Origin of the sequence: Paraburkholderia phenazinium (assembly GCF_900142845.1) — a bacterium.
GTDB classification, from domain to species: Bacteria; Pseudomonadota; Gammaproteobacteria; order Burkholderiales; family Burkholderiaceae; genus Paraburkholderia; species Paraburkholderia phenazinium_A.
In genome coordinates this window covers 1,239,446-1,261,402 of the sequence record NZ_FSRU01000002.1, presented here as the reverse complement: position 1 = coordinate 1,261,402, position 21,957 = coordinate 1,239,446, and the positions used below count along the sequence as shown (strand labels likewise).

General features: G+C 61.4%; 19 protein-coding genes. 15 read left to right on the top strand and 4 right to left on the bottom strand.

Going from position 1 to position 21,957, the window contains the following annotated elements; translation table 11 throughout:
- Positions 1 to 133 precede the first annotated feature (133 nt).
- The 4 genes from BUS12_RS22730 to BUS12_RS22715 all read left to right on the top strand — a co-directional run bounded on the left by BUS12_RS22730 (position 134) and on the right by BUS12_RS22715 (position 5,081).
- Entirely contained in the window at positions 134 to 1,747 is a 1,614-nt protein-coding gene (locus tag BUS12_RS22730) for an ABC transporter ATP-binding protein (protein WP_074299506.1), read from the top strand.
- Positions 1,748 to 1,848: 101 nt separating this feature from the next.
- A complete protein-coding gene (locus BUS12_RS22725) occupies positions 1,849 to 2,967 on the top strand; it encodes an ABC transporter permease (protein WP_074299504.1) in 1,119 nt (372 codons plus the stop codon).
- Between the two features lie 18 nt (positions 2,968 to 2,985).
- On the top strand, positions 2,986 to 3,915 hold the full coding sequence (locus BUS12_RS22720) for an ABC transporter permease (RefSeq protein ID WP_074299502.1): 930 nt from the start codon (positions 2,986 to 2,988) through the stop codon (positions 3,913 to 3,915).
- A 71-nt stretch (positions 3,916 to 3,986) separates the two neighbouring features.
- The gene (locus BUS12_RS22715; RefSeq protein WP_074299500.1) at positions 3,987 to 5,081 is read left to right on the top strand and encodes a BMP family ABC transporter substrate-binding protein; all 1,095 of its coding nucleotides are present in this window, start codon (positions 3,987 to 3,989) and stop codon (positions 5,079 to 5,081) included.
- A gap of 94 nt (positions 5,082 to 5,175) precedes the next feature.
- Here the strand turns inward: BUS12_RS22715 and BUS12_RS22710 are convergent, their stop codons facing one another.
- A complete protein-coding gene (locus tag BUS12_RS22710; RefSeq protein ID WP_074301652.1) occupies positions 5,176 to 5,382 on the bottom strand; it encodes a dodecin in 207 nt (68 codons plus the stop codon).
- Positions 5,383 to 5,582: 200 nt separating this feature from the next.
- Between BUS12_RS22710 and BUS12_RS22705 the strand changes: the two genes are divergently transcribed.
- The 7 genes from BUS12_RS22705 to BUS12_RS22675 all read left to right on the top strand — a co-directional run bounded on the left by BUS12_RS22705 (position 5,583) and on the right by BUS12_RS22675 (position 13,468).
- Entirely contained in the window at positions 5,583 to 7,175 is a 1,593-nt protein-coding gene (locus tag BUS12_RS22705) for an ABC-F family ATPase (protein WP_074301651.1), read from the top strand.
- A 329-nt stretch (positions 7,176 to 7,504) separates the two neighbouring features.
- Entirely contained in the window at positions 7,505 to 8,398 is an 894-nt protein-coding gene (cyoA, locus tag BUS12_RS22700) for a ubiquinol oxidase subunit II (RefSeq protein WP_437123888.1), read from the top strand.
- Between the two features lie 3 nt (positions 8,399 to 8,401).
- The gene (cyoB, locus tag BUS12_RS22695) at positions 8,402 to 10,411 is read left to right on the top strand and encodes a cytochrome o ubiquinol oxidase subunit I (RefSeq protein WP_074299497.1); all 2,010 of its coding nucleotides are present in this window, start codon (positions 8,402 to 8,404) and stop codon (positions 10,409 to 10,411) included.
- Positions 10,411 to 11,019: a cytochrome o ubiquinol oxidase subunit III gene (cyoC, locus tag BUS12_RS22690; protein WP_074299494.1), complete on the top strand. Its 609-nt coding sequence runs from the start codon at positions 10,411 to 10,413 to the stop codon at positions 11,017 to 11,019. The genes cyoB and cyoC overlap by 1 nt, the downstream gene beginning before the upstream one ends.
- Positions 11,020 to 11,352 (top strand): cytochrome o ubiquinol oxidase subunit IV, encoded by a 333-nt coding sequence (gene cyoD / locus BUS12_RS22685; protein ID WP_074299492.1) that lies wholly within the window; start codon positions 11,020 to 11,022, stop codon positions 11,350 to 11,352. It begins immediately after the preceding gene.
- A gap of 198 nt (positions 11,353 to 11,550) precedes the next feature.
- A complete protein-coding gene (locus tag BUS12_RS22680; protein WP_074301650.1) occupies positions 11,551 to 12,741 on the top strand; it encodes an NAD(P)H-dependent flavin oxidoreductase in 1,191 nt (396 codons plus the stop codon).
- A gap of 130 nt (positions 12,742 to 12,871) precedes the next feature.
- Positions 12,872 to 13,468, top strand: a complete 597-nt coding sequence (locus tag BUS12_RS22675) for an OmpW/AlkL family protein (RefSeq protein ID WP_074299490.1) — start codon at positions 12,872 to 12,874, stop codon at positions 13,466 to 13,468.
- A gap of 116 nt (positions 13,469 to 13,584) precedes the next feature.
- Here BUS12_RS22675 and BUS12_RS22670 read toward each other — a convergent pair whose 3' ends face one another.
- Positions 13,585 to 13,788 (bottom strand): DUF1289 domain-containing protein, encoded by a 204-nt coding sequence (locus BUS12_RS22670; RefSeq protein WP_074299488.1) that lies wholly within the window; start codon positions 13,786 to 13,788, stop codon positions 13,585 to 13,587.
- Positions 13,789 to 14,314: 526 nt separating this feature from the next.
- On the opposite strand from BUS12_RS22670, the gene BUS12_RS22665 reads away from it, so the two are divergent.
- From BUS12_RS22665 to BUS12_RS22650, 4 genes are all read left to right on the top strand, one after another.
- A complete protein-coding gene (locus BUS12_RS22665; protein ID WP_074299486.1) occupies positions 14,315 to 15,415 on the top strand; it encodes a polyamine ABC transporter substrate-binding protein in 1,101 nt (366 codons plus the stop codon).
- Positions 15,416 to 15,514: 99 nt separating this feature from the next.
- Complete coding sequence (locus BUS12_RS22660) at positions 15,515 to 16,681, top strand: ABC transporter ATP-binding protein (protein ID WP_074299484.1); 1,167 nt, start codon at positions 15,515 to 15,517, stop codon at positions 16,679 to 16,681.
- Positions 16,678 to 17,607 carry an ABC transporter permease subunit gene (locus BUS12_RS22655; RefSeq protein WP_074299482.1) on the top strand — a complete coding sequence of 310 codons (930 nt, stop codon included), beginning with the start codon at positions 16,678 to 16,680 and terminating at the stop codon, positions 17,605 to 17,607. The genes BUS12_RS22660 and BUS12_RS22655 overlap by 4 nt, the downstream gene beginning before the upstream one ends.
- The gene (locus BUS12_RS22650; protein WP_074299480.1) at positions 17,607 to 18,425 is read left to right on the top strand and encodes an ABC transporter permease subunit; all 819 of its coding nucleotides are present in this window, start codon (positions 17,607 to 17,609) and stop codon (positions 18,423 to 18,425) included. The genes BUS12_RS22655 and BUS12_RS22650 overlap by 1 nt, the downstream gene beginning before the upstream one ends.
- A 186-nt stretch (positions 18,426 to 18,611) precedes the next feature.
- Here BUS12_RS22650 and BUS12_RS22645 read toward each other — a convergent pair whose 3' ends face one another.
- Both BUS12_RS22645 and BUS12_RS22640 read right to left on the bottom strand, forming a co-directional pair.
- Positions 18,612 to 19,751, bottom strand: a complete 1,140-nt coding sequence (locus BUS12_RS22645) for an IS481 family transposase (protein WP_074299477.1) — start codon at positions 19,749 to 19,751, stop codon at positions 18,612 to 18,614.
- A gap of 711 nt (positions 19,752 to 20,462) precedes the next feature.
- Positions 20,463 to 21,866 (bottom strand): methyl-accepting chemotaxis protein, encoded by a 1,404-nt coding sequence (locus BUS12_RS22640; protein WP_074299475.1) that lies wholly within the window; start codon positions 21,864 to 21,866, stop codon positions 20,463 to 20,465.
- Between the last annotated feature and the right edge of the window lie 91 nt (positions 21,867 to 21,957).

The window sequence follows — 21,957 nt, the reverse complement described above, 5'->3', positions numbered from 1 at the left end:
CGGGGAATTTTGGCGGCTCGACTGACAGGGTCGAATTAGGTATTGTCATTTCACCAACAGGCAGGAACGGCGCATTCGTCCGGGGCGCGCCGCCTCGTTGCAACAGACCGTCACACGCGTATTACGGAAACTCATGGGCGATTCTTCTTCTTATAACGGCGATGCCGCCGCGCAGCCTGCGGGCGGTCCGGCTATCCCGGCTGCTGTGCCGCGCCTCGTGCTGGCGGGCATCACCAAGCAATATCCGGCCGTGCGGGCCAACGACGACGTGACGCTGGTCGTCGCACCCGGCGAAATCCATGCGGTACTCGGCGAAAACGGCGCGGGCAAAAGCACGCTGATGAAGATCATCTACGGCGCGGTGCGCCCGGACGCCGGCGAGATCCGTTGGGAAGGGCAAGCGGTGGAGATCGCGAGTCCGGCGGCCGCGCGCAAGCTCGGCATCGGCATGGTGTTCCAGCATTTCTCGCTGTTCGAGACGCTGACGGTGGGCGAGAACATCGCCCTTGCGCTCGACGAACCGTTCGACCTGAAGGCGCTGGCCAAACGCATCCGCGAGGTGTCGGCGGATTACGGCCTCGACATCGACCCGCAGCGCCACGTGCACAGCCTGACGGTGGGCGAGCGGCAGCGCGTCGAGATCGTGCGCTGTCTGCTGCAGAACCCGCGTCTGTTGATCATGGACGAACCGACGTCGGTGCTCACGCCGCAAGCGGTCCGCAAGCTGTTCGAAACGCTGCGGCGCCTCGCTGCCGAAGGCTGCAGCATTCTCTACATCAGCCATAAGCTCGATGAAATCCAGGAGCTGTGCGACACCGCCACGGTGATGCGCGGCGGCCGCGTGACCGGTCACGTGAAGCCGCGCGAGGAAACCCACGCGTCGCTCGCGCAATTGATGGTCGGCCATTCGCTGCCCGATTACACGCGCCGCAAACATACGCCGGGTGACGTGCTGCTCGATGTGAAGCATCTGTCGGCGGCCAGCGACGATCCGTTCGGCACCTCGCTCGACGACGTCTCGTTCAGCGTTCACGCCGGCGAGATATTCGGCATCGCGGGCGTGTCGGGCAACGGCCAGGCCGAACTGCTGTCGGCGCTGTCCGGCGAGCAGCGCGGCGCGCGTGCCGATGCGATCGCGATCTGCGGCAAGCCCGCAGGCCGGCTCAGTGCTGGTGGACGCCGCTCGCTCGGCTTCGGCTTCGTGCCGGAGGAGCGCCTCGGGCGCGGTGCGGTGCCCGCCATGACGCTCGCGGAAAACGCGCTGCTGACGGGGTATCGGCAGAAGATGGTGAACACTGGCTGGATCAAGGCCGGCGTGATGCGCGCTTTCGCGAAGCAATGCATCGATGCGTTCGACGTGCGCTGCGGCGGCACCGAAGCGCTCGCGCAAAGCCTGTCGGGCGGCAATCTGCAGAAGTACATCGTCGGACGCGAGATTCTGCAGGCGCCGAAGGTGCTGGTGGTCGCGCAGCCCACGTGGGGCGTCGACGTCGGCGCCGCCGCGTTCATTCGTCAGCAGTTGCTGGATCTGTCGGCGCGCGGCGTCGCGATTCTGGTGATCTCCGAAGAGCTCGAAGAACTGTTCGATATCTGCGACCGCATCGCGGTGCTCGCGCGCGGCCGGCTGTCGCCGGTGCGCGTCACGGGCGACACCAATGCCGAGGAGATCGGCCGATGGATGGCGGGCCTGTTCGGCGGCCGGGAAGAGGGCGCGGCGCCTTCGCCTGAAGAACCGGCGCATGTCTGAGCGTGCCTACGCCGCGAATGGCTCACGACGCACTGTTATCGCCCCCATGGAACACCTGAAATCTCACGCTCACGCATAACCCTACGGCACCACGCAGACTCATGATCTTTCCGTACCGACTCGAAGCCCGCACCGCGCCCTCGCGCACGATGCAGCTCGCCGTCCCGCTGATCGCCGCGCTGCTCACGCTCGCGCTCGGTTTCCTGATTTTCGGCCTGGTTGGCCGCGACCCGCTGGAGGCGATGCATGCCTTCTTTATCGAACCGCTGTCCGATGTGAACGGCTGGTCCGAACTGCTGCTCAAGGCGTCGCCGTTGTGCCTGATCGGACTTGGCCTCGCCATCGGCTATCGGGCTAACGTCTGGAACATCGGCGCCGAAGGACAGATGCTGCTCGGCGGCATTGCCGCGAGCGGTGTGGCGATCTATTTCGACCAGGCAAGCGGCTGGTGGATTCTGCCTGCCATGATGCTGGCCGGCGTCGCCGGTGGCATGGTGTGGGCGGCGATTCCTGCGTTTCTGAAGAGCCGCTACAACACCAATGAAATCCTGACGAGCCTGATGCTCACCTACGTCGCCGCGCAGTTGCTGATCTATCTGGTCAGCGGTCCGTGGCGCGATCCGCAGGGCATGAATTTCCCGCTCTCCGAGATGTTCAGCGGCGACGCGCTTTACCCCACGTTTTCCGGCGACTGGCACTGGAAATTCCTGCGCGGCACGCGTCTGAATGCGTCGATCTTCGTCACGCTGGTGGCGATTCCGCTCGTCTGGCTGTTCATGCGCAAGAGCTTTGCGGGCTTTCGCATGAACGTGGGTGGTCTCGCGCCGCTCGCCGCACGCTACGCCGGTTTCTCGGACAAGAAGACCATCTGGACTTCGCTGCTGATCAGCGGCGGTCTCGCGGGTCTGGCCGGCATGGGGGAAATCTCGGGGCCGATCGGCCAGTTGCAGGCGACCTGGTCGCCGGGTTATGGCTTCACGGCGATCATCGTGGTGTTCGTGGGCCGGCTGCATCCGCTCGGTATCGTGCTGGCGAGCCTCCTGATGGCGCTGCTGTACCTGGGCGGCGAAGCGGTGCAGACCTCGATGCAGTTGCCGCAGGCGCTCTCCGGCGTGTTCCAGGGGCTGTTGCTGTTCTGCCTGCTGGGCGCCGACCTGTTTGTGAACTACCGCGTGCGCCGCCGTACCACGGCCGCTCATGTGGCTAATGAAGCCCACTGATTTTCCCCGACCGGTCTTATGGATATTCAACAAGCTAGCGCGCTCACCTCGAGCGCCGTCACCGCCGCCATTCCGCTGATGTTTGCAGGCGTGGGCGAACTCGTCACCGAAAAATCGGGGGTCCTAAACCTCGGCGTGGAAGGCATGATGCTGATGGGCGCCGTCAGCGGTTACGCGGTCACGTCGGTCACCGGCGACCCGTGGCTCGGCGTGCTGGCATCGATTGTGGCCGGGCTCGCCATGTCGCTGCTGTTCGGCTTCCTCACGTTGACCATGCTGGCCAATCAGGTTGCCACGGGTCTTTCGCTGACGATCTTCGGCATCGGCTTGTCGGCTTATGTCGGCAAGCCGTATACGTCGGCGGCCGTGCGCGCATCGATCGACGTGTGGACTATTCCGTTGCTCTCGAAGATCCCCGTGCTGGGGCCGGCGTTTTTCAGTCTGACGCCGCTCGACTACCTCGCGTTCATCATGTTCGCCGTAGTGGGCTGGTTTCTGTACCGCACGCGCGCTGGCCTCGTGCTGCGCTCGGTCGGCGAGTCGCCGCAGGTGGCGCACTCGGTAGGCTTCCCGGTGATCGGCGTGCGCTACGGCGCGGTCGCGTTCGGCGGCGGCATGGCGGGTCTGGCCGGCGGCTACTACTCGATCGTCAATCTGCACCTGTGGCAGGAACAGCTCACCTCGGGCCGTGGCTGGATCGCGCTGGCGCTGGTGGTGTTTTCCACGTGGCGTCCGGGGCGTTTGCTGATCGGCGCGCTGCTGTTCGGCGCCGTGACCGGCCTGCAGTTCTATGCGCAGGCGATCGGCGTGCCGGTGCCCACGCAGTTCCTCGCGATGCTGCCGTACGTCGCGACGATCGTGGTGCTGGTGCTGATCTCGCGCAATCCGAATACGATCCGCCTGAACGCGCCGGCGTCGCTCGGCAAGCCTTTCTTTGCGGCGGGTTAGCCGCTTCGGCCCGCTAATTAAACGGTTTCAACGCACGGTTTGAACGAATCAATTACACGACAGGAGAAAACATGAAGAGAAGAAATCTGCTGACCGCTGCGGCGCTGGGAGCCGTTTCGCTCGGCCTTGGCGTAACGCTGTCGCAAACCGCGCAGGCTGCAGATGTGCCGGGCGTGGCGTTTGTCTACCTCGGCAACCCGGGGGACGCCGGCTGGACCTACGCGCACGACCAGGGTTCGAAGGAAGCCGAAGCGAAGTTCGGCAGCAAGATCAAGATCACGCGGATCGAGAACGTGCCGGAGTCGGCCGACTCGGAACGCGTCTTCCGCGATCTCGCCAACAAGGGCAACAAGATCATCATCGGCTCGAGCTTCGGCTACCAGGATTTCGAACTGAAGGTCGCGAAGGACTTCCCGGACACGGTATTCCTGCACGCAACCGGCTACAAGAAGGCGCCGAACTTCGGCACCTATGACGTGCGGATGTATCAGGGCGCGTATCTCGCCGGCGTCGCCGCAGGCTACGTGACGAAGACCAACACGCTGGGCTTTGTCGCTTCGGTGCCGATTCCCGAAGTGATCCGCAACATCAACGCGTACACGCTCGGCGCGCGCTCGGTGAATCCGAAGATCCACACCAAGGTCATCTGGATCAACAGCTGGTTCGATCCGGGCAAGGAAAAGCAGGCGGCCGAAACGCTGATCGGCCAGGGCGCCGACGTGCTGCTGCAGAACACCGATTCAAGCGCGACCCTGGCGACGGCTTCGGAAAAGCACGTGCATGCGTTCGGCTGGGATTCGGACATGAAGAAGTTCGGTCCTGATGCGCATCTGGGCTCGGTGGTGGGCAACTGGGGCGTCTATTACACCGCGGTGATCCAGCAGGTGCTGGACGGCAAGTGGAAGAACGACCCGGTGTGGTGGGGCATTCCGCAGAAGGCCGTCGGCCTGGACGACCTGAATACATCGGCGATTCCGGCCAATGCGCTGAAGGATGTCGAGGCGAAGCGCGAGCAGATCGCGGGCGGCAAGTGGGACGTGTTCACCGGTCCGATCAAGGATCAGGCGGGTGAGGTGAAGGTGCCGGCCGGCAAGTCGCTGACCGATCCGGAACTGCAGCGTATCAACTGGTATGTGGAGGGGGTGGACGGCGCATTGCCGAAGTGATGGCCGACGCCGGATAACCCGAACGATCGACCAGGCGGCGGCGTAGCAGCCGCTGCTTTTAAGGGCTGCGTCCTCGCGGGCGCAGCTTTTTTTCTTACTCGATCCGCAGACCGACCTTGATGGTCACCTGCCAATGCACGACCTTGTCGTCTTCGATCTGGCCCCGCGTTTCCGTCACTTCGAACCAATGCAGATTGCGCAGCGTCTTGGACGCCTTTTCGATCGCGGTGCGGATCGCATCGTCGCTCGACTTGGCCGATGAGCCGGTCAACTCGATCTGCTTGTAGACGTGGTCTTTCATCTTCTCCTCCTTCTTCTTCAGGTTAGTGAAAAAAGTACAGGCAATCGCGCCCGATGCGCACTGCCGGGTCATGGCGCACATCGCGTGCCTGGTATGGCGGGATGAGGAAACGACTAGGTGCGGCCTAGGTGCGGACTACCATCTTGATAACCTGCTAAAATGATAGGTTGTTCGCCGCAAATTCATTCAAAGGACGCGCCGTGCTGTCTACCGCAAATATCACCATGCAATTCGGGCCCAAGCCCCTCTTCGAGAACATCTCGGTCAAATTCGGGGGAGGGAACCGCTATGGCCTGATTGGTGCGAATGGCTGCGGCAAATCCACTTTCATGAAGATTCTGGGCAGCGATCTGGAACCGAGCTCCGGCAACGTGATGCTCGAACCGAACGTGCGCCTGGGCAAGTTGCGCCAGGACCAGTTCGCGTATGAAGACGTGCGCGTGCTCGACGTCGTGATGATGGGTCACACTGAAATGTGGAACGCCATGACCGAGCGCGATGCGATCTACGCGAACCCGGACGCGACCGACGACGACTACATGCACGCCGCCGAACTCGAAGCGAAGTTCGCCGAGTACGACGGCTACACGGCCGAAGCGCGTGCCGGCGAACTGCTGCTCGGCATCGGCATTGCCATCGAAGACCACAACGGCCCGATGAGCAACGTGGCGCCGGGCTGGAAGCTGCGCGTGCTGCTTGCGCAGGCGCTGTTCTCGAAGCCGGACGTGCTGCTGCTGGACGAGCCGACCAACAACCTGGACATCAACTCGATCCGTTGGCTGGAAGACATGCTCAACCAGTACAACTCGACGATGATCATCATTTCGCACGATCGACACTTCCTGAACCAGGTCTGCACGCACATGGCGGACATGGACTACGGCACGCTGAAGGTCTATCCGGGCAACTACGACGACTACATGCTGGCCAGCACGCAAGCGCGTGAGCGCCAGCAGAACGCCAACGCCAAGGCGAAGGAACGCGTCGCCGACCTGCAGGACTTCGTGCGCCGCTTCTCGGCCAACAAGTCGAAGGCGCGTCAGGCTACCAGCCGTCTGAAGATGATCGACAAGATCAAGATCGAGGAATTCAAGCCTTCGTCGCGGCAGAACCCGTTCATCCGCTTCGAGTACGAGAAGAAGCTGCACAACATCGCGGTGGTGGCCGACACCATCACGAAGAAGTACGAGCGCACGATTTTCAGCAACTTCAGCATCAGCGTGCAGCCGGGCGAGCGCATCGCCATCATCGGCCAGAACGGCGCCGGCAAGACCACGCTGCTGCGTTCGCTGCAAGGCGGCGTGAAGACGGACCACGGCACGGTCAAGTGGGCGGAGAACGCGAATGTCGGCTACATGCCGCAGGACACGTACGAAGAGTTTCCGGACGACGTCACGTTGATGGACTGGATTGACGGCTACCGTCAGGAAGGCGACGACGAGCAGATGGTGCGCGGCACGCTGGGCCGTCTGCTGTTCAATGCGGACGATATCCGCAAGTCGGTGAAGGTGCTCTCCGGCGGCGAGAAGGGCCGCATGATCTGGGGCAAGCTGATGCTGGGCCGCCACAACGTGCTGCTGATGGACGAGCCGACCAACCACATGGACATGGAATCGATCGAGTCGCTGCAGATCGCGCTCGACAAGTACGAGGGCACACTGATCTTCGTGTCGCACGACCGGGAGTTTGTGAGCGGGTTGGCGAACCGGATTATTGAAGTGCGCACGGATGGTACGCTGTATGACTTCGGCGGTAACTACGAGGACTTCCTGGCGAGCCAGGGTGTGCAGTAAGCCGCAGTTGTCCGTTTGATGATGTAGCCGCGTTGTATCCGTCGGATTGTCCGATGGGTGCAACGCGGATCTTGCAGCAACGCGATTCTCGATCGCGCTTCAACTCCCTCTCGTCTTTTCTTCCCGTAGTGCCTCCCTCCAACGCCTGGCACGACGTCTTCCCGCGTCCACAAAATATGACGCATCGTCTGCGCTTTCCTTGGCCAGGATCAAATTTCACCTGAGGCTTCACTCGTAGAATCCGGCGGCGTACGCATTAACTGCGTGGGTTGCGTGTTGCAAAGGTGCAGCTGATTCGGGGGTAGCTCAATGAAAAGCAGGCAAATATGATGAACGAGGGAGTCCTCAACAACAGGGTATGGATACCCGCCGCGGCCGTGCTGGCTGCGTGTCTCTCAGGGTGTAGCAAGCTCGACGTGCTCGACCCGAAAGGGAGCATCGGCGTAGCCGAGAAGTCGCTGATCGGCACCGCGACGTTCACGATGCTCATCGTCGTCGTCCCGGTCATTCTGATGACGCTGTGGTTTGCCTGGCGCTATCGCGCCAGCAACCGTCACGCGACGTACGCGCCGAAATGGGCGCACTCCACGGCGATCGAAGTGGTGATCTGGACGGTCCCGTCCATCATCATCCTGTGTCTCGGGGTGCTGACATGGAAGACCACGCACGAGCTCGATCCGTACAAGCCCATCCAGTCGGCCGTCAAGCCCATCAATGTGGAAGTGGTGGCGCTCGACTGGAAGTGGCTCTTCATTTACCCGGATCTCGGCATCGCGTCGGTCAATCAACTGGCTTTCCCGGTGGGGACGCCTGTTAATTTCCTGATCACGTCGGACTCGGTCATGAACTCGTTTTTCATCCCGCAACTGGGTAGCCAGATCTACGCCATGGCGGGCATGCAAACGCAGTTGCACCTCGTGGCGGACGAAGCAGGCGACTACGCCGGCGTCTCGGCCAACTTCAGCGGCAAGGGTTTTTCGGACATGAAGTTCCGCGCGCTCGCCACCAACCCCGAGCAGTTCAACGCGTGGGTGGACAAGGTCAAGGCGTCGTCCGGCCGGCTCGACATGAACGCATACAACACCGTGGCGCAGCCGAGCGAGAAGGAGCCGGTGCGCTACTTCTCGTCGGTCGATCCGAAGCTGTTCCACAACATCATTGCAAAGTACAACAACGGCAATGTTCTCGATTTGCAGAACAGCAATTGCGGTACGAAGGGGTAACACATGTTCGGAAAACTGACACTTTCGGCGATTCCGTTCGATCAGCCCATCATCATGGGCGCGGCCGCCTTGATGGCTGTGCTCGTCCTCGCTGCGCTGGGCGCGCTGACCTGGTTCGGCAAGTGGAAATGGCTGTGGAGCGAATGGCTCACCAGCGTCGATCACAAGAAGATCGGCGTGATGTACATCGTGGTGGCCGTCCTGATGCTGCTGCGCGGCTTTGCCGATGCGGTCATGATGCGTCTGCAACTGGCGCTGGCCTTTCATTCGCCGGGCTATCTGCCGCCGCATCACTACGACCAGATCTTTACGGCGCACGGCGTCATCATGATCTTCTTCATGGCGATGGCGTTGATGGTCGGCCTGTTCAACCTCGTCGTGCCGCTGCAGATCGGCGCACGCGACGTGGCGTTCCCGTTCCTGAACTCGCTCTCGTTCTGGATGACCGCGATCAGCGCGATCCTGATCAACCTGTCGCTCGTGATCGGTGAATTTGCGCAGGTTGGCTGGCTTGCGTATCCGCCGCTGTCGGAGCTGCAGTTCAGTCCGGGCGTGGGAGTCGACTACTACATCTGGAGCCTGCAGTTGTCGGGCGTCGGCACGCTGATCACCGCCATCAACTTCTTCGTCACCATTATCCGGATGCGCGCACCGGGCATGTCGCTGATGAAGATGCCGGTGTTCACGTGGACGGCGCTGTGCTCGAACATCCTGATCATGGCGACGTTTCCGATTCTCACGGTGACGCTCGCGCTGCTCGGCCTCGACCGCTACCTCGGCATGCACTTCTTTACGAACGACGGCGGCGGCAACGCCATGATGTACCTGAACCTGATCTGGGCATGGGGTCACCCCGAGGTCTACATTCTGGTTCTGCCTGCGTTCGGCATCTATTCGGAAGTGATCGCCACGTTCGCGAAGAAGCCGCTGTTCGGCTACCGCACAATGGTGTACGCAACCTGCGTGATCACAGTGCTGGCGTTCCTCGTCTGGCTGCATCACTTCTTCACGATGGGTTCCGGCGCGGACGTCAATGCGTTCTTCGGCATTATGACCATGGTCATCGCCATTCCGACCGGCGTAAAGATATTCAACTGGCTGTTCACGATCTATCGTGGGCGCGTCGAATTCACCACTCCGGTACTGTGGACGATCGGCTTCATGATCACGTTCACGATCGGCGGCATGACCGGCGTGATGATGGCGATTCCCGGCGCGGACTTCGTGCTGCATAACAGCCTGTTCCTGATCGCCCACTTCCATAACGCCATCATCGGCGGTGTGGTGTTCGGGTATCTGGCCGGCGTTCACTACTGGTTCCCAAAGGTCTTCGGCATCAAGCTGAACGAGAAACTCGGCAAGGCCGCATTCTGGCTCTGGTTCGTCGGCTTTTACGTGTCGTTCATGCCGCTCTATGTGCTCGGCTTCATGGGCATGACGCGACGCCTGAACCACTATGACAACCCGGCATGGCATCCGTGGCTGATCTTCGCTGCATGCGGCGTGGTGTTCATCGCGCTTGGCGTGGTCTGCCAGGTGCTGCAGGTGATTGTCAGCGTGCGCAATCGTCAACTGCCCGAGTATCGCGACGTCAACGGCGACCCGTGGGACGGTCGGACGCTCGAATGGGCCACGTCGTCGCCGCCACCGGTCTACAACTTCGCGACCATCCCGGTGGTGCATGAGCTCGACGCGTTCACGCACATGAAGGAAACGGCGCAAGGCCTCGGCAAGGAGACGGTGTACAGCGACATTCATATGCCGTCGAACACCAGCGCAGGTTTCTTTATCGGCATCTTTAGCCTGTTGGTGGGTTTTGCCGGGGTCTGGCATATCACATGGCTCGCAGTGGCGGCGCTCGTCGCCATCATGGCGACGGTGATCGGCCGCAGCTTCGGCGACAACAGCGGCTATTTCATCCCCGCCGAAACGGTGCGCCGGATCGAAGAGAACAACGGCCGGGCAAGTCAAGCGAAACGGGGCGACGTGTTCGCCGCTGCGGAGGTCAACTGATGTCAAACAGCACTCATATCGCCGCATTAGGCGAGCGGCACAGCGAACACGTACCGTCTCACTCGGTGTTCGGCTTCTGGCTTTATCTGATGACCGACTGCGTGCTGTTTGCGTCGCTATTCGCGGTGTTCGCCGTGATGGCGCATCAGTTCGCGGGCGGCCCGTCGGGCAAGGACCTGTTCGACATTCCCGGTGTCGCGCTGGAGACGGCCGTGCTGCTGCTGAGCAGTATCACCTACGGCTTTGCCATGCTCGGCGCGCATAAGCGCAAGTCGGGCGTCGTGCTGAGCTGGCTGGCCATTACGTTCGTGCTGGGCCTCGCGTTTCTCTGGTTCGAAATGCAGGAGTTTTCGCACCTGATCGCCGAAGGCGCCGGGCCGAGCCGCAGCGCGTTCCTCTCGTCGTTCTTCACGCTGGTCGGCACGCACGGCTTGCATGTAACGGTGGGACTCATCTGGATGGTCGTACTGGCCGTGCAGATCGTGATCAAGCCCGAAATGTCGGAGCGCGAGATTACACGCCTCGCGTGCCTGAGTCTCTTCTGGCACTTTCTGGATATCGTGTGGATCTGCGTGTTTACGTTTGTCTATCTTGGGAGCGTGCTCTAAATGGCTCATACGCAATCGCTTCATGAAGAAGAGGCGCACGGCAGCGCGTTCGGCTATGTCGCCGGTTTTGTCCTCGCTGTGTTGCTGACGGCCGCGGCGTTTGGGCTGGTGATGGGCGGCATGCTGCCCGCGCAGTCAGCCATGGCGGTGCTGGCTGTGCTGGCGTTCGTGCAGATCGTCGTGCATCTGGTGTTCTTCCTGCACCTGAATACGTCGTCCGGTCAGCGCTGGAACGTGATGGCGCTATGTTATACGGCGGTGGCCGCGATCGTTCTGATCGGCGGCACGATGTGGGTCATGCATAACGTCAGCATGAACATGATGTCGCGGTAAGCGTCCTGCTCGTTGGGTTGAGGCGACCACAGGACGCCACGCGTCTTCTTCGCCGGCCGCTGATAGTGCGTCGCCCATGACCCCGGACAAAGGAGCGTGTGCCCGAACCGGCACACGCTCCTTTTGTTTGATCTGCCGCAATGCGCGCGCCGCCCCATTGGCGAGTATGGCAGTTTTATCTCGTCGACCCGGGGCCTCATGTTCTCATCTCATTCCTTTGCACCGCTGATCATTCGCGGCCGCGCACTGTTGCCGATCGTTCAGGGCGGCATGGGCGTTGGCATTTCGGCGCACCGGCTGGCCGGCAGCGTGGCGCGTGAGGGCGCACTGGGCACGATCGCCAGTATCGACCTGCGTCACCATCATGCCGATCTGGTCGAACGGTGCCGGGCGCATCCGGACCGCGCGACGCTCGAAAGCGCCAATCTCACCGCGCTGGCCCGCGAAATTCAGTCGGCCCGCGCCTTGAGCGAAGGCCGTGGCATGCTGGCCGTCAACGTGATGAAGGCGGTCAATGCGCACGCGGACTATGTGCGCGTGGCCTGCGAGACCGGTGCCGATGCGATCGTGATGGGTGCGGGCTTGCCGCTCGACTTGCCCGACATGACTCAGGGCCACGATATCGCCTTGATTCCGATTCTCTCCGACAGCCGCGGCGTCGCACTCGTGCTGAAGAAGTGGATGAAGAAGGGGCGCTTGCCCGACGCGATCGTCATCGAACATCCGGCTCATGCCGGCGGCCACCTCGGTGTGACGAACCTCGCGGATATGAACGACGGCCGCTTCGACTTTGCGCGTGTCCTCGAGGAACTGGCGCCGGTCTTTGCCTCGCTCGGCCTGAGTCGTCAGGATGTGCCGCTGATCGTCGCGGGCGGCATCAATAGCCACGACGCCGTGCGGGGCTGGCTCACAGCGGGCGCTAACGGCGTGCAGATCGGCACGCCTTTCGCCGTCACGGAGGAAGGCGACGCGCATCCGAACTTCAAGCGTGTACTGGCCGACGCGACCCCGGATGACATCGTCGAGTTCGTCAGCGTCACCGGACTGCCGGCGCGCGCTGTCAAGACGCCATGGCTCACGCGCTATCTGCGCAACGAAACCCGCATCCGCGACAAGATCGGCACGCTAAAGAACGTGTGTCCCACCGCGCTCGAATGCCTGAGCGTGTGCGGCTTGCGCGACGGCATCGAAAAGTTTGGCCATTTCTGCATTGACACACGGCTCGCCGCGGCGCTGCGTGGCGATGTCGCCAATGGGCTGTTTTTCCGCGGCCGCGAGACCTTGCCGTTCGGCAGTGCGATTCGCAGCGTGCACGACCTGATCGAGCTGTTGCTGACCGGGGTGACGCGACCTCCTGTCGCAGGGCGATGGGCGTTTTCGCTAGATTGACGCGGGTCAAGCCGGCGAGTGCACGGACCTTCGACAATCCACGGGAACCTTTCAACGACCGGGGAACCACGTGAAGAACAAGACAAGAAACGGCCTCAAGGCCGCAGTGATCGCATCGTGCCTGCTGGGTATGGGTCTCGCCATGTCGCAGGCGCGTGCGGCGGGCGATGACGAGATGAGCGGCATCCACGCGGGCGACGTCCTCGTGCGCTTGCGGGCCATCAGCATCATTCCGAATGTGTCCACCAGCAACACCTTGTCGGCGCTCAATGTGGGCGTCAACAATGCGATCGTGCCGGAGCTGGATCTGACCTACATGATTCGCGACTATCTCGGCGTCGAACTGATTCTTGGCACGTCGCGCCATCAGTTGACCTCGAGCCTCGGCAACCTCGGCGGCGTGAACGTGTTGCCGCCCACGCTGTTGCTGCAGTATCACTTCAACCATCAGGGCCGCATCCGGCCGTACCTCGGCGCGGGCGTGAACTACACGTACTTCTACAACAACGGCCTGAACGTCGGTGGCCAGCCGATTTCCATTACCAACCACAGCTTCGGGCCGGCCTTGCAGGCGGGCGTCGACGTCCAGGTGACGAAGTCACTGTTCGTCAACGCGGACATCAAGAAGATCTGGATGAGAACGGATGCGTCGCTCGGTGGCGCGGCGCTGGGCCGGCTGGATATCGATCCGGTCGTGGTGGGACTCGGCGTCGGAATGCGCTTCTGAGAATGGGGCGCGGGGCGAGGGCAGAACGCCGGGGTGACCCGGCGTTTTTTATTCGACGTTCGATTCGCGCTGTCGCTGTCGTGGCCGCAGTCGCAACCGCACGGCCGGTCCGACAATCAAAGCTTGTCGTTCTTGAAACGCATCGCCGTGCCTTCCTGTTCGATGCGTACCCACACCGCGCGCTTTTCCTCGTCGGTGAGGAAGACCCAGTTCGAGACCTCGGTGGCGGTGCGTCCGCAGCCCTTGCAGACTTCATCGAAAAGCGTGGAGCAGACGCCGATGCACGGGCTGTCCGGAAGAGCGTGGAGATTCGAAGCCATTCAAAACCTTGGGACGGAACGCAGGAAAGTGCCGCTATGTTAACCGATGCGGCGCATTCGCCTCGGACGAGACGGACGGATGGCATTGTAAAAGCTTGCTTACAAATTGGCTTCAGTGCGACCCGCCGCTGAAGCGACTCCGCGCCAATCACTCGGCGTGAATCTGAAAGCCATTCGAAGGCTGTTGCGTCACCTTCCACCCGCTCGCTTTCGATTGCGTATGCGCGACGACTCGGCGAAACCGCAATGAAAACCGCCAATCCGATTTCCGTCAGCCCCGGTGTTTTTTTCTGGGTGGACACGCGGCCATAACCCGCTAAAATTGCGCGCAATTTTGTAGCCGCGCGTCAAGCTGGTGCGGTCGAGCAAGGCCATTGCGCTGTACCCTTTGTGCGACAGCCTGGCATTTTTTTTGAAGCGCGCAATAATTAGTGGTAGTTTTCGGGTTTTTCAGGGGAGTCGCGGGCGATGCGCCGCGGCGCGTGGAGTGGACGGTCGGCTATGGCCGACAGGATCGGAGAACGGGATGAAAAAACTGGTAGTGCGCCAACTGGCGACGCTTATGCTGTGCGCCACGCCGTGGCTGACGGCGGCCGCAAAAGATACGCAGTTGAACGTGTATAACTGGTCCGACTACATCGCCAAGGACACCATCCCGAACTTCACCAAGCAGACCGGTGTTCAGGTCAAATACGACAACTACGACAGCGACGACACGCTGCAGGCTAAATTGCTCACCGGCAATTCGGGCTATGACATCGTGGTGCCGACCAGCAATTACGCCGGCAAGCAGATTGCCGCGGGCATTTTCGCCCCGCTCGACAAATCGAAGCTGCCGAATCTGAAATACCTCGACCCCTCGCTGATGGCGCTCGTCGCCGGCGCCGATCCGGGCAACAAGTACACGGTACCCTGGGCTTACGGCACGACCGGGCTGGGTTACAACGTCACCAAGGTCCAGCAGATCCTCGGCAAGAATGTCCCGCTCGACAACTGGGACATTCTGTTCAAGCCCGAATACATTTCGAAGCTGAAGACGTGCGGCGTCTCGGTGCTCGATGCGCCTGACCAGATGTTTGCGGCTGCGCTGCACTACATCGGCAAGGATCCGATGAGCACGAACCCGGCCGACTACCGCGCCGCGCTCGAGATGATGAAGAAGATCCGTCCGTACATCACGCAGTTCAACTCGTCGGGTTACATCAACGACCTGGTCGGCGGCGACGTCTGCTTCGCGTACGGCTGGTCGGGCGACGTGGTGATCGCGAAGCATCGTGCGGTCGAAGCGAAGAAGCCGTACCAGATCGAGTACTACGTGCCGAAGGGCGGCGCGCCGGTATGGTTCGACGTGATGGCGATTCCGAAGGACGCCAAGAACAAGGAAGCCGCGCTCGAGTGGATCAACTACATCGAGACGCCGCAGGTCCACGCCGCGATCACGAACGAGGTCTACTACCCGAGCGCGAATCTCGAAGCGCGCAAGTATGTGGACAAGGACGTGGCGAACGATCCGGCGGTTTATCCGCCGCCTGAAGTCATCAAGACGCTGTTCCTGCTGAAGCCGCTGCCGCCGGAAATCCAGCGTCTGCAGACCCGGCTGTGGACCGAGTTCAAGTCCGGCCGCTGAAGCCTGCGGCCGCAATGATCCATAGCTAAGCCTCATCATGAAGCCCCCGGTGGTCACCGGGGGCTTTGTTCGTCAAACGCGGGAGTGAAGTAGCAAATCATGAGCAGTGACCAGTCGGGTGCGCTGGCAGGGGCCGGCACGCCGCCCCAGGGCAGCTATGCCGTTGCGAACGATGCAGCGGAAAACTTCGTGCAGATCGTCGACGTCGTCAAGAAGTTCGGCGAGACGTTCGCGGTCAAGCAGGTCAACCTGTCGGTCAGGAAGGGCGAACTGTTCGCTCTGCTCGGCAGTTCGGGCTGCGGCAAGTCGACGCTTTTGCGGATGCTGGCGGGCCTCGAAAGTGTGACTTCGGGCAAGATCCTGATCGACGGCGAGGACCTTGCGCAGATGCCGCCGTATCGCCGGCCCGTCAACATGATGTTCCAGTCGTATGCGCTGTTTCCGCACATGACGGTTGAAGGCAACGTCGCCTTCGGCCTGAAGCAGGAAGGCGTGCCGAAGGCCGAACTGAAAGACCGCGTGCAGTCGGTGCTGGACCTCGTGCAGATGGGCCGCTTTGCCAGGCGCAAGCCGCATCAGCTTTCGGGCGGCCAGCAGCAGCGCGTGGCGCTGGCGCGCAGCCTGATCAAGCGGCCCAAGCTGCTGCTGCTCGACGAGCCGATGTCCGCGCTCGACAAGCAGATTCGTCAGCGCACGCAGATCGAGCTGGTCAACATTCTCGACAAGGTCGGCGTCACCTGCATCATGGTGACGCACGATCAGGAAGAGGCGATGACGATGGCCGGCCGGCTCGCGGTGATGAGCGAAGGCGAGATCATCCAGCTCGGCACGCCGCATGAAGTGTACGAGTATCCGAATAGCCGGTTTTCGGCAGAGTTCATCGGGTCGACCAATCTGTTCGACGGCAACGTGGTCGAGGACGAACCCGATCACATCTTCGTCGAGACGCCGGATCTGCCGGTGCGTCTGTACGTGAACCACGGCATTACCGGACCGCTCGGCATGCCGTTGACGATCTCAGTGCGGCCCGAGCGCATCGCGCTCACCCGTAAGCCGCCCGAAGGCGCGTACAACTGGGGCAAGGGCGTCGTCACGAATATCGCATACATGGGTGGCTATTCGCTGTATCACGTGAAGCTCGACGGCGGCAAGACGGTGGTGGCGAACGTCACGAGTCTGGCGCTTTCGGAGATCGACCCGCCGACTTGGGGCGACGAGGTCTATGTGCGCTGGAGCGCATCTGCGGGCGTGGTGCTGACGTCATGAAAAGCGCGCTGAGTTCATTCGCGACCTGGCCCGTGCGGCGCTTTGGGCTGACGGGCCGTACCGCCGTGGTGGCCGGACCGTTCATCTGGCTGCTGCTGTTTTTCCTGGTGCCGTTCCTGCTGGTCGTGAAGATCAGCTTTGCGGACCTGCAGCTCGGCATTCCGCCATACACGGAACTGACGAGCTTCCAGGACGGCGTGGTGCATATCGCGCTCGACCTGTCGCACTATGCGTTCCTGCTGACCGACAGCCTGTACTTCGCGACGTATGTGAACTCGGTGGTGGTGGCGGCGGTATCGACGCTGCTATGTCTGCTGCTCGGTTATCCGATGGCGTATTACATCGCGCGCTCGAACCCGGCCACCCGCAACGTTCTGATGATGGCCGTGATGCTGCCGTTCTGGACGTCGTTCCTGATTCGCGTGTATGCGTGGATCGGCATCCTGAAGAATAACGGATTGCTGAATAATTTTCTGATGTCGATTGGGCTGATTCATACGCCGATCGAGCTGTATCACACGAACACGGCGGTTTATATCGGCATGGTGTATTCGTACCTGCCGTTTCTGGTGATGCCGCTGTATGCGCACCTTGTGAAGATGGACATCACGTTGCTGGAAGCAGCTTACGACCTTGGCGCGAAGCCGTGGAAGGCGTTCTGGCAGATCACCTTGCCGCTGTCCAGGAACGGCATTATTGCGGGGTGTCTGCTGGTGTTCATTCCGGCGGTGGGGGAGTATGTGATTCCGGAATTGCTGGGTGGGGCGAACACGCTGATGATTGGCCGGGTGATGTGGAATGAGTTCTTCGACAACGCAGACTGGCCGATGGCTTCTGCTGTGACGTGTGCGATGGTGTTGCTGCTGCTGGTGCCGATGGCGTTCTTCCAGTACGCGCAGGCGAAGGCGTTGGAGGAGCGACGCTGATGAAGCCGAATCGCATGTTGCAGATCATTGCCTTGGGTATTGGGTTTTTGTTTTTGTACATTCCGATTGTCAGCCTGGTGGTGTATTCGTTTAACGAATCGCAACTGGTGACGGTGTGGACGCATTTCTCGACGCGTTGGTACGCTGCGCTGCTGGACGATGACGAGTTGATTGCGGCGGCGTGGCTGTCGTTGCGGATTGGTTTGATGACGGCGTTTGCGTCGGTGTTTATTGGCACGTGGGCGGGGTTTGTGCTGGCGCGGATGGGGCGGTTTCGCGGGTTTACCTTGTACACGGGGATGATCAATGCACCGTTGGTGATACCCGAGGTGATTCAGGGGATTTCGCTGCTGCTGCTGTTTATCGAAATGGCGAAGTGGCTTGGATGGCCGGCTGGGCGTGGGGTGTTCACGATCTGGATCGGGCATGTGATGCTGTGTATTTCTTATGTGGCTATTATTGTGCAGTCGCGGGTGCGGGAGCTGCATCCTTCGCTCGAAGAGGCGGCTCTGGATCTTGGGGCTACTCCGTTGCGGGTCTTCTTCTTTATTACGTTGCCGTTGATTTCGCAGGCTCTTGTGGCGGGGTGGCTTTTGTCCTTTACTCTGTCTATCGACGATCTCGTTCTCTCTGCATTTTTGTCTGGGCCTGGGTCGACTACTTTGCCGCTTGTTGTGTTCTCTCGCGTTCGCTTGGGGTTGAATCCTGAGATGAATGCTTTGGCTACGCTGTTTATTGGGGTTGTTACTGTTGGGGTCATTGTTGGGAACCATTTTATGCAGCGGAGTGAGAGGAAGAAGATGGCTATGGCCGGGTGATTTTTTTTTGCGGCTTTTTGCCTGCGCGGTGCTTTGGTTGTTCTCTTGGGGTGTTGGCCTTTCCTTGATTTCTTAGTGGTCTATTAGGTTCGCCCCTGTGCGGGGCAGCACTTACTTTCTTTGCCGCCGTGTACAGACTGGAGACATGGTTGACACATGTACGAGGACATCGTTGACACATCATGGTCAGCGTTTTGCTCCTCCGAGGTCAAGTTTTGCAACGCGATGATGGGCAAACCAGAACTCGATAACGCCGTCTTCGTCGGGTTTCGGACGTGCGGCGACCGGCAGGCCTTTAAGCGCGATTGACAGGCGCACAGCCTCCCCGCGGAAGCGGACCAGACCGTTTGAGTTGACCCGCAGGACCTCGTCGTGTGGACCGTATTGCGGCTCCGGCAAATGATCAGGCATCGTCCGTGGGCTGGGCCGGTAACGCGTGAGCGGCGTCGCCAGGTCAAGGGCTTCATGCGGGCGCTCGGTGTTGTACACACTGCGCCAGCGCTCCAGTTCCTGCTGCACGTGTGCGTGGGTGGTGAACGTGTAGCGCTGCAGCACCTCGGCCTTCAGCGAGCGGTGAAACCGTTCGTCCTTGCCGTTGGTCTGCGGATGATAGGGACGGCTGTAACTCACCCGTATGCCCAGCCTGATCATCCATACAGCGAGCTCGGTCACCTGTCCCGGCGCGCTGGGAGAGCCCCACGGCGCACCGTTGTCGACATTGATGCGTGCGGGTAGTCCATAGCACCGGAATGCCCTGTCCAGTTCGGCCTGCACGACCTGCGTGGTGGTGCGTGCGCAGGCGGCCAGCACGATGTTAAAGCGCGAATGATCGTCCAGCACCGTGAGCGGATAGCAGCGGCCTCCTTCGAGCGTCGGGAAATCGCCCTTGAAGTCCATCTGCCAGAGTGAATTCGGATGCTCGTGCTCGAAGCGCTGCCAGGGCTCGCGCTGCGCGGATTCGCGCGGATCGATCAAACCATGACGCCGGAGGATTTCCGTTACCGTGGCGGGCGCTGGAACGTCGGCAAAGCCCATGTCCTGCAGCCGTCGGGCGATCTTGCGCCCACCCCAGCCGTGCGCCTGACGCAAGGCGATCACGGCCTGGGCGACCTGATCCGATGAGCGGGAGGGGCTGCAATGCGGGCGACGGGAACGGTCGGCCAGACCGTCCTCGCCTTGCGTCTTGTGGCGTTCAAGCCATTTGTAGCCGGTCTGGCGGCTGATGTTGAAGCGCCGGCACAACTCGCTGAAAGGCACTGTCTGCACAGCGGCCAGACAAACGAATTCCTGTCTGAGACTCATGGTGTCTTTTACGTTCCAGGGCATGGATGGGTCCGGGCGTTCGATTGCCCGAAAGTGTCAACCATGTCCCCGTACACCTGTCAGCTATGTCTCCAGTCTGTACACCGCCGCAAAGAAAGTAAGCAAAGAAAGCGGGCTCACACCGCTAGCTCGTAGTGAGCCATCTAGGTCTGCTAACGGAAACGGCCCAAGACGAGACCCGCCCTCGCACCACCCACGTTAGTGACAAGGCCATCATCCGTTCCAGCGTCGCGCTGCGCGCCCCGCCGTCGGGTACACCCCCCCCTTCTGCAAATTCTGTAGGTATTCTAACTATTTTTCTTTGCCGCTGCCCGTGAGCCGATTCTCGTCCGCTGGGCGTTATCGAGGCCGCGTTGGCTAGTGCTTCCTTGGTGGGCGGGCTTGGAACACATCTCGAGTGCCATGGTGAGCCGGGTTTCCCAGGCAGACCCGACCGCGACGCACGGAGTGCGGAGTGGGGTGGATGAGCGCTGTGTCACGAGCGGGGGAAGTGCGAGGGCGGGTCTGGTCTTGGGCCGTTTCCGTTAGCAGACCTAGATGGCTCACTAAACGCTGGCGGTGTGAGCCCGCTTTCTTTGCTTACTTTCTTTGCGGCGGCAAAGAAAGTAAGTGCCGCCCCGCACAGGGGCGAAGCTAATAGACCACTAAGAAATCAAGGAAAGGCCAACACCCCAAGAGAACAACCAAAGCGCCGCGCAGGCAAAAAAAAGCGAGCTAAGCCCTATACCCCATCCTAACCCCACCCCAATGCCTGCCACCAACAAAAACAGGCGCGGAAGCATCCTTCATCAGCACAAACTCCCCACCTCCCATATCGCGCCGATACGTCTGCAACAAAAACCGCTTGGTATGAGTCGCGGCAGCAAGCCCAGTCCGATCATCAAACACCCGCCGATTCCGGCAATTAGCCGCATTCCAGACAGGATCATCGCGCTGCGGCTGAGAAAATTTCTTGTTATGCGTCGGCAAATACCCCCGCGCATCGACCGCGGCACAAAACGCCACCCGTGGATCAAGCCCCAGCAAAGGCTCCTGCACCCCAGGCAACACCCGATCCGTAAACGCCGTAAACCGCGTCATGAACTGCGGCGGATTCGTCCCACCAATCGGCACATACGTCTGGTCGAACAGATCCGCCAAACTCAACTCGCCACTCGCGACCGCCCGCTCAAACAACTTGCCGATCTTCGCCGCCGTCTGCTGCACCGCCTCAATAAACCGCGTGTCCGTCGTCTCCACGCCCGTCGCGGCCGTCAGCTCGATCAGCGTCTCCGATACCCCCAGCAAATTCCCCAGCCGGTCCTTCGCCTGCACAAAGTTCTGGCTCGAATCCTCCACGCCGCTCGCCATCTCCAGCACCTGCGCCTCCAACCCCGTGCACTGGCTCTCGATCTCGCCCGTCAACGTCGCAATCTGTCCCGCCTCCGCGTTGAGTTGCGTAATCGCTTCCCCCGTCGAATGCACCACCTCGCCAATCCTGCGCGTGCCTTCCCGCACCCGATGCGCCCGCGCCGTATTCACCGACCCCTCGTTGGTGAGTTGCTCCGTCTGCTGGGTCAATTGCGCAAGGGTGGTCTCGATCTGGCCCGTCGCCTGCGCCGTCTTCGCCGACAGGTTCTTCACCTCCGCCGCAACCACCGCGAAACTCTTCCCGGAGTCGCCGGCCCGCGCGGCTTCGATCGCCGCATTGAGCGCCAGCAGGTGAGTCTGGCGCGCAATCAGCGAAATCTCCTCGGACACCCGGCTCACATGCGCCAGCGCCGCCCGCAGTGCGCCGATGTGGCTCTCGATGACCGTCACGCCTTCGACGAGGCCGTGGATGTCCTCGAGCGAGGCCTCCAGCGTCTGCTGCGACTCCTGGACTCCGCTCGCCACTTCGGTCGTCACGTCGCGCATCTCGCGCGCGGCCGTCGCAATCCGGCGGTTGCCGGCCATCGTCTGCGCCGCGGCGTCGCGCAGCGAGCGGCACACCTGGGCCTGGCGCTGTACCCGCGCCGCCACTTCCTCGACGTGGCCCGACACATCGCAGATCTCAATGCCCAGTTTGCCCGCCTGCGCGGCAATATCGCCGACGATCGACGGCGTCCGGGACGCCCGGCGGAAGCTAAAGCGCGTCATGTGTCTCTCCTGGATGGCGCCGTTCGGCACGGTCATCCGGGACGGATGCCGCGTCTTCTCGCTGTATTGACGGCATTCCGGCGCGCGACTT

Coding starts and splice junctions, on each gene's coding strand:
- BUS12_RS22715 (WP_074299500.1), top strand. CDS start 3,987: ATGAAGAGAAGAAATCTGCTGACCGCTGCGGCGCTGGGAGCCGTTTCG.
- cyoC (WP_074299494.1), top strand. CDS start 10,411: ATGTCAAACAGCACTCATATCGCCGCATTAGGCGAGCGGCACAGCGAA.
- BUS12_RS22710 (WP_074301652.1), bottom strand. CDS start 5,382: ATGAAAGACCACGTCTACAAGCAGATCGAGTTGACCGGCTCATCGGCC.
- cyoB (WP_074299497.1), top strand. CDS start 8,402: ATGTTCGGAAAACTGACACTTTCGGCGATTCCGTTCGATCAGCCCATC.
- BUS12_RS22655 (WP_074299482.1), top strand. CDS start 16,678: ATGAAAAGCGCGCTGAGTTCATTCGCGACCTGGCCCGTGCGGCGCTTT.
- BUS12_RS22730 (WP_074299506.1), top strand. CDS start 134: ATGGGCGATTCTTCTTCTTATAACGGCGATGCCGCCGCGCAGCCTGCG.
- BUS12_RS22640 (WP_074299475.1), bottom strand. CDS start 21,866: ATGACGCGCTTTAGCTTCCGCCGGGCGTCCCGGACGCCGTCGATCGTC.
- BUS12_RS22725 (WP_074299504.1), top strand. CDS start 1,849: ATGATCTTTCCGTACCGACTCGAAGCCCGCACCGCGCCCTCGCGCACG.
- BUS12_RS22670 (WP_074299488.1), bottom strand. CDS start 13,788: ATGGCTTCGAATCTCCACGCTCTTCCGGACAGCCCGTGCATCGGCGTC.
- BUS12_RS22650 (WP_074299480.1), top strand. CDS start 17,607: ATGAAGCCGAATCGCATGTTGCAGATCATTGCCTTGGGTATTGGGTTT.
- BUS12_RS22675 (WP_074299490.1), top strand. CDS start 12,872: ATGGGTCTCGCCATGTCGCAGGCGCGTGCGGCGGGCGATGACGAGATG.
- BUS12_RS22645 (WP_074299477.1), bottom strand. CDS start 19,751: ATGCCCTGGAACGTAAAAGACACCATGAGTCTCAGACAGGAATTCGTT.
- BUS12_RS22660 (WP_074299484.1), top strand. CDS start 15,515: ATGAGCAGTGACCAGTCGGGTGCGCTGGCAGGGGCCGGCACGCCGCCC.
- cyoA (WP_437123888.1), top strand. CDS start 7,505: ATGAACGAGGGAGTCCTCAACAACAGGGTATGGATACCCGCCGCGGCC.
- BUS12_RS22665 (WP_074299486.1), top strand. CDS start 14,315: ATGAAAAAACTGGTAGTGCGCCAACTGGCGACGCTTATGCTGTGCGCC.
- BUS12_RS22720 (WP_074299502.1), top strand. CDS start 2,986: ATGGATATTCAACAAGCTAGCGCGCTCACCTCGAGCGCCGTCACCGCC.
- BUS12_RS22680 (WP_074301650.1), top strand. CDS start 11,551: ATGTTCTCATCTCATTCCTTTGCACCGCTGATCATTCGCGGCCGCGCA.
- cyoD (WP_074299492.1), top strand. CDS start 11,020: ATGGCTCATACGCAATCGCTTCATGAAGAAGAGGCGCACGGCAGCGCG.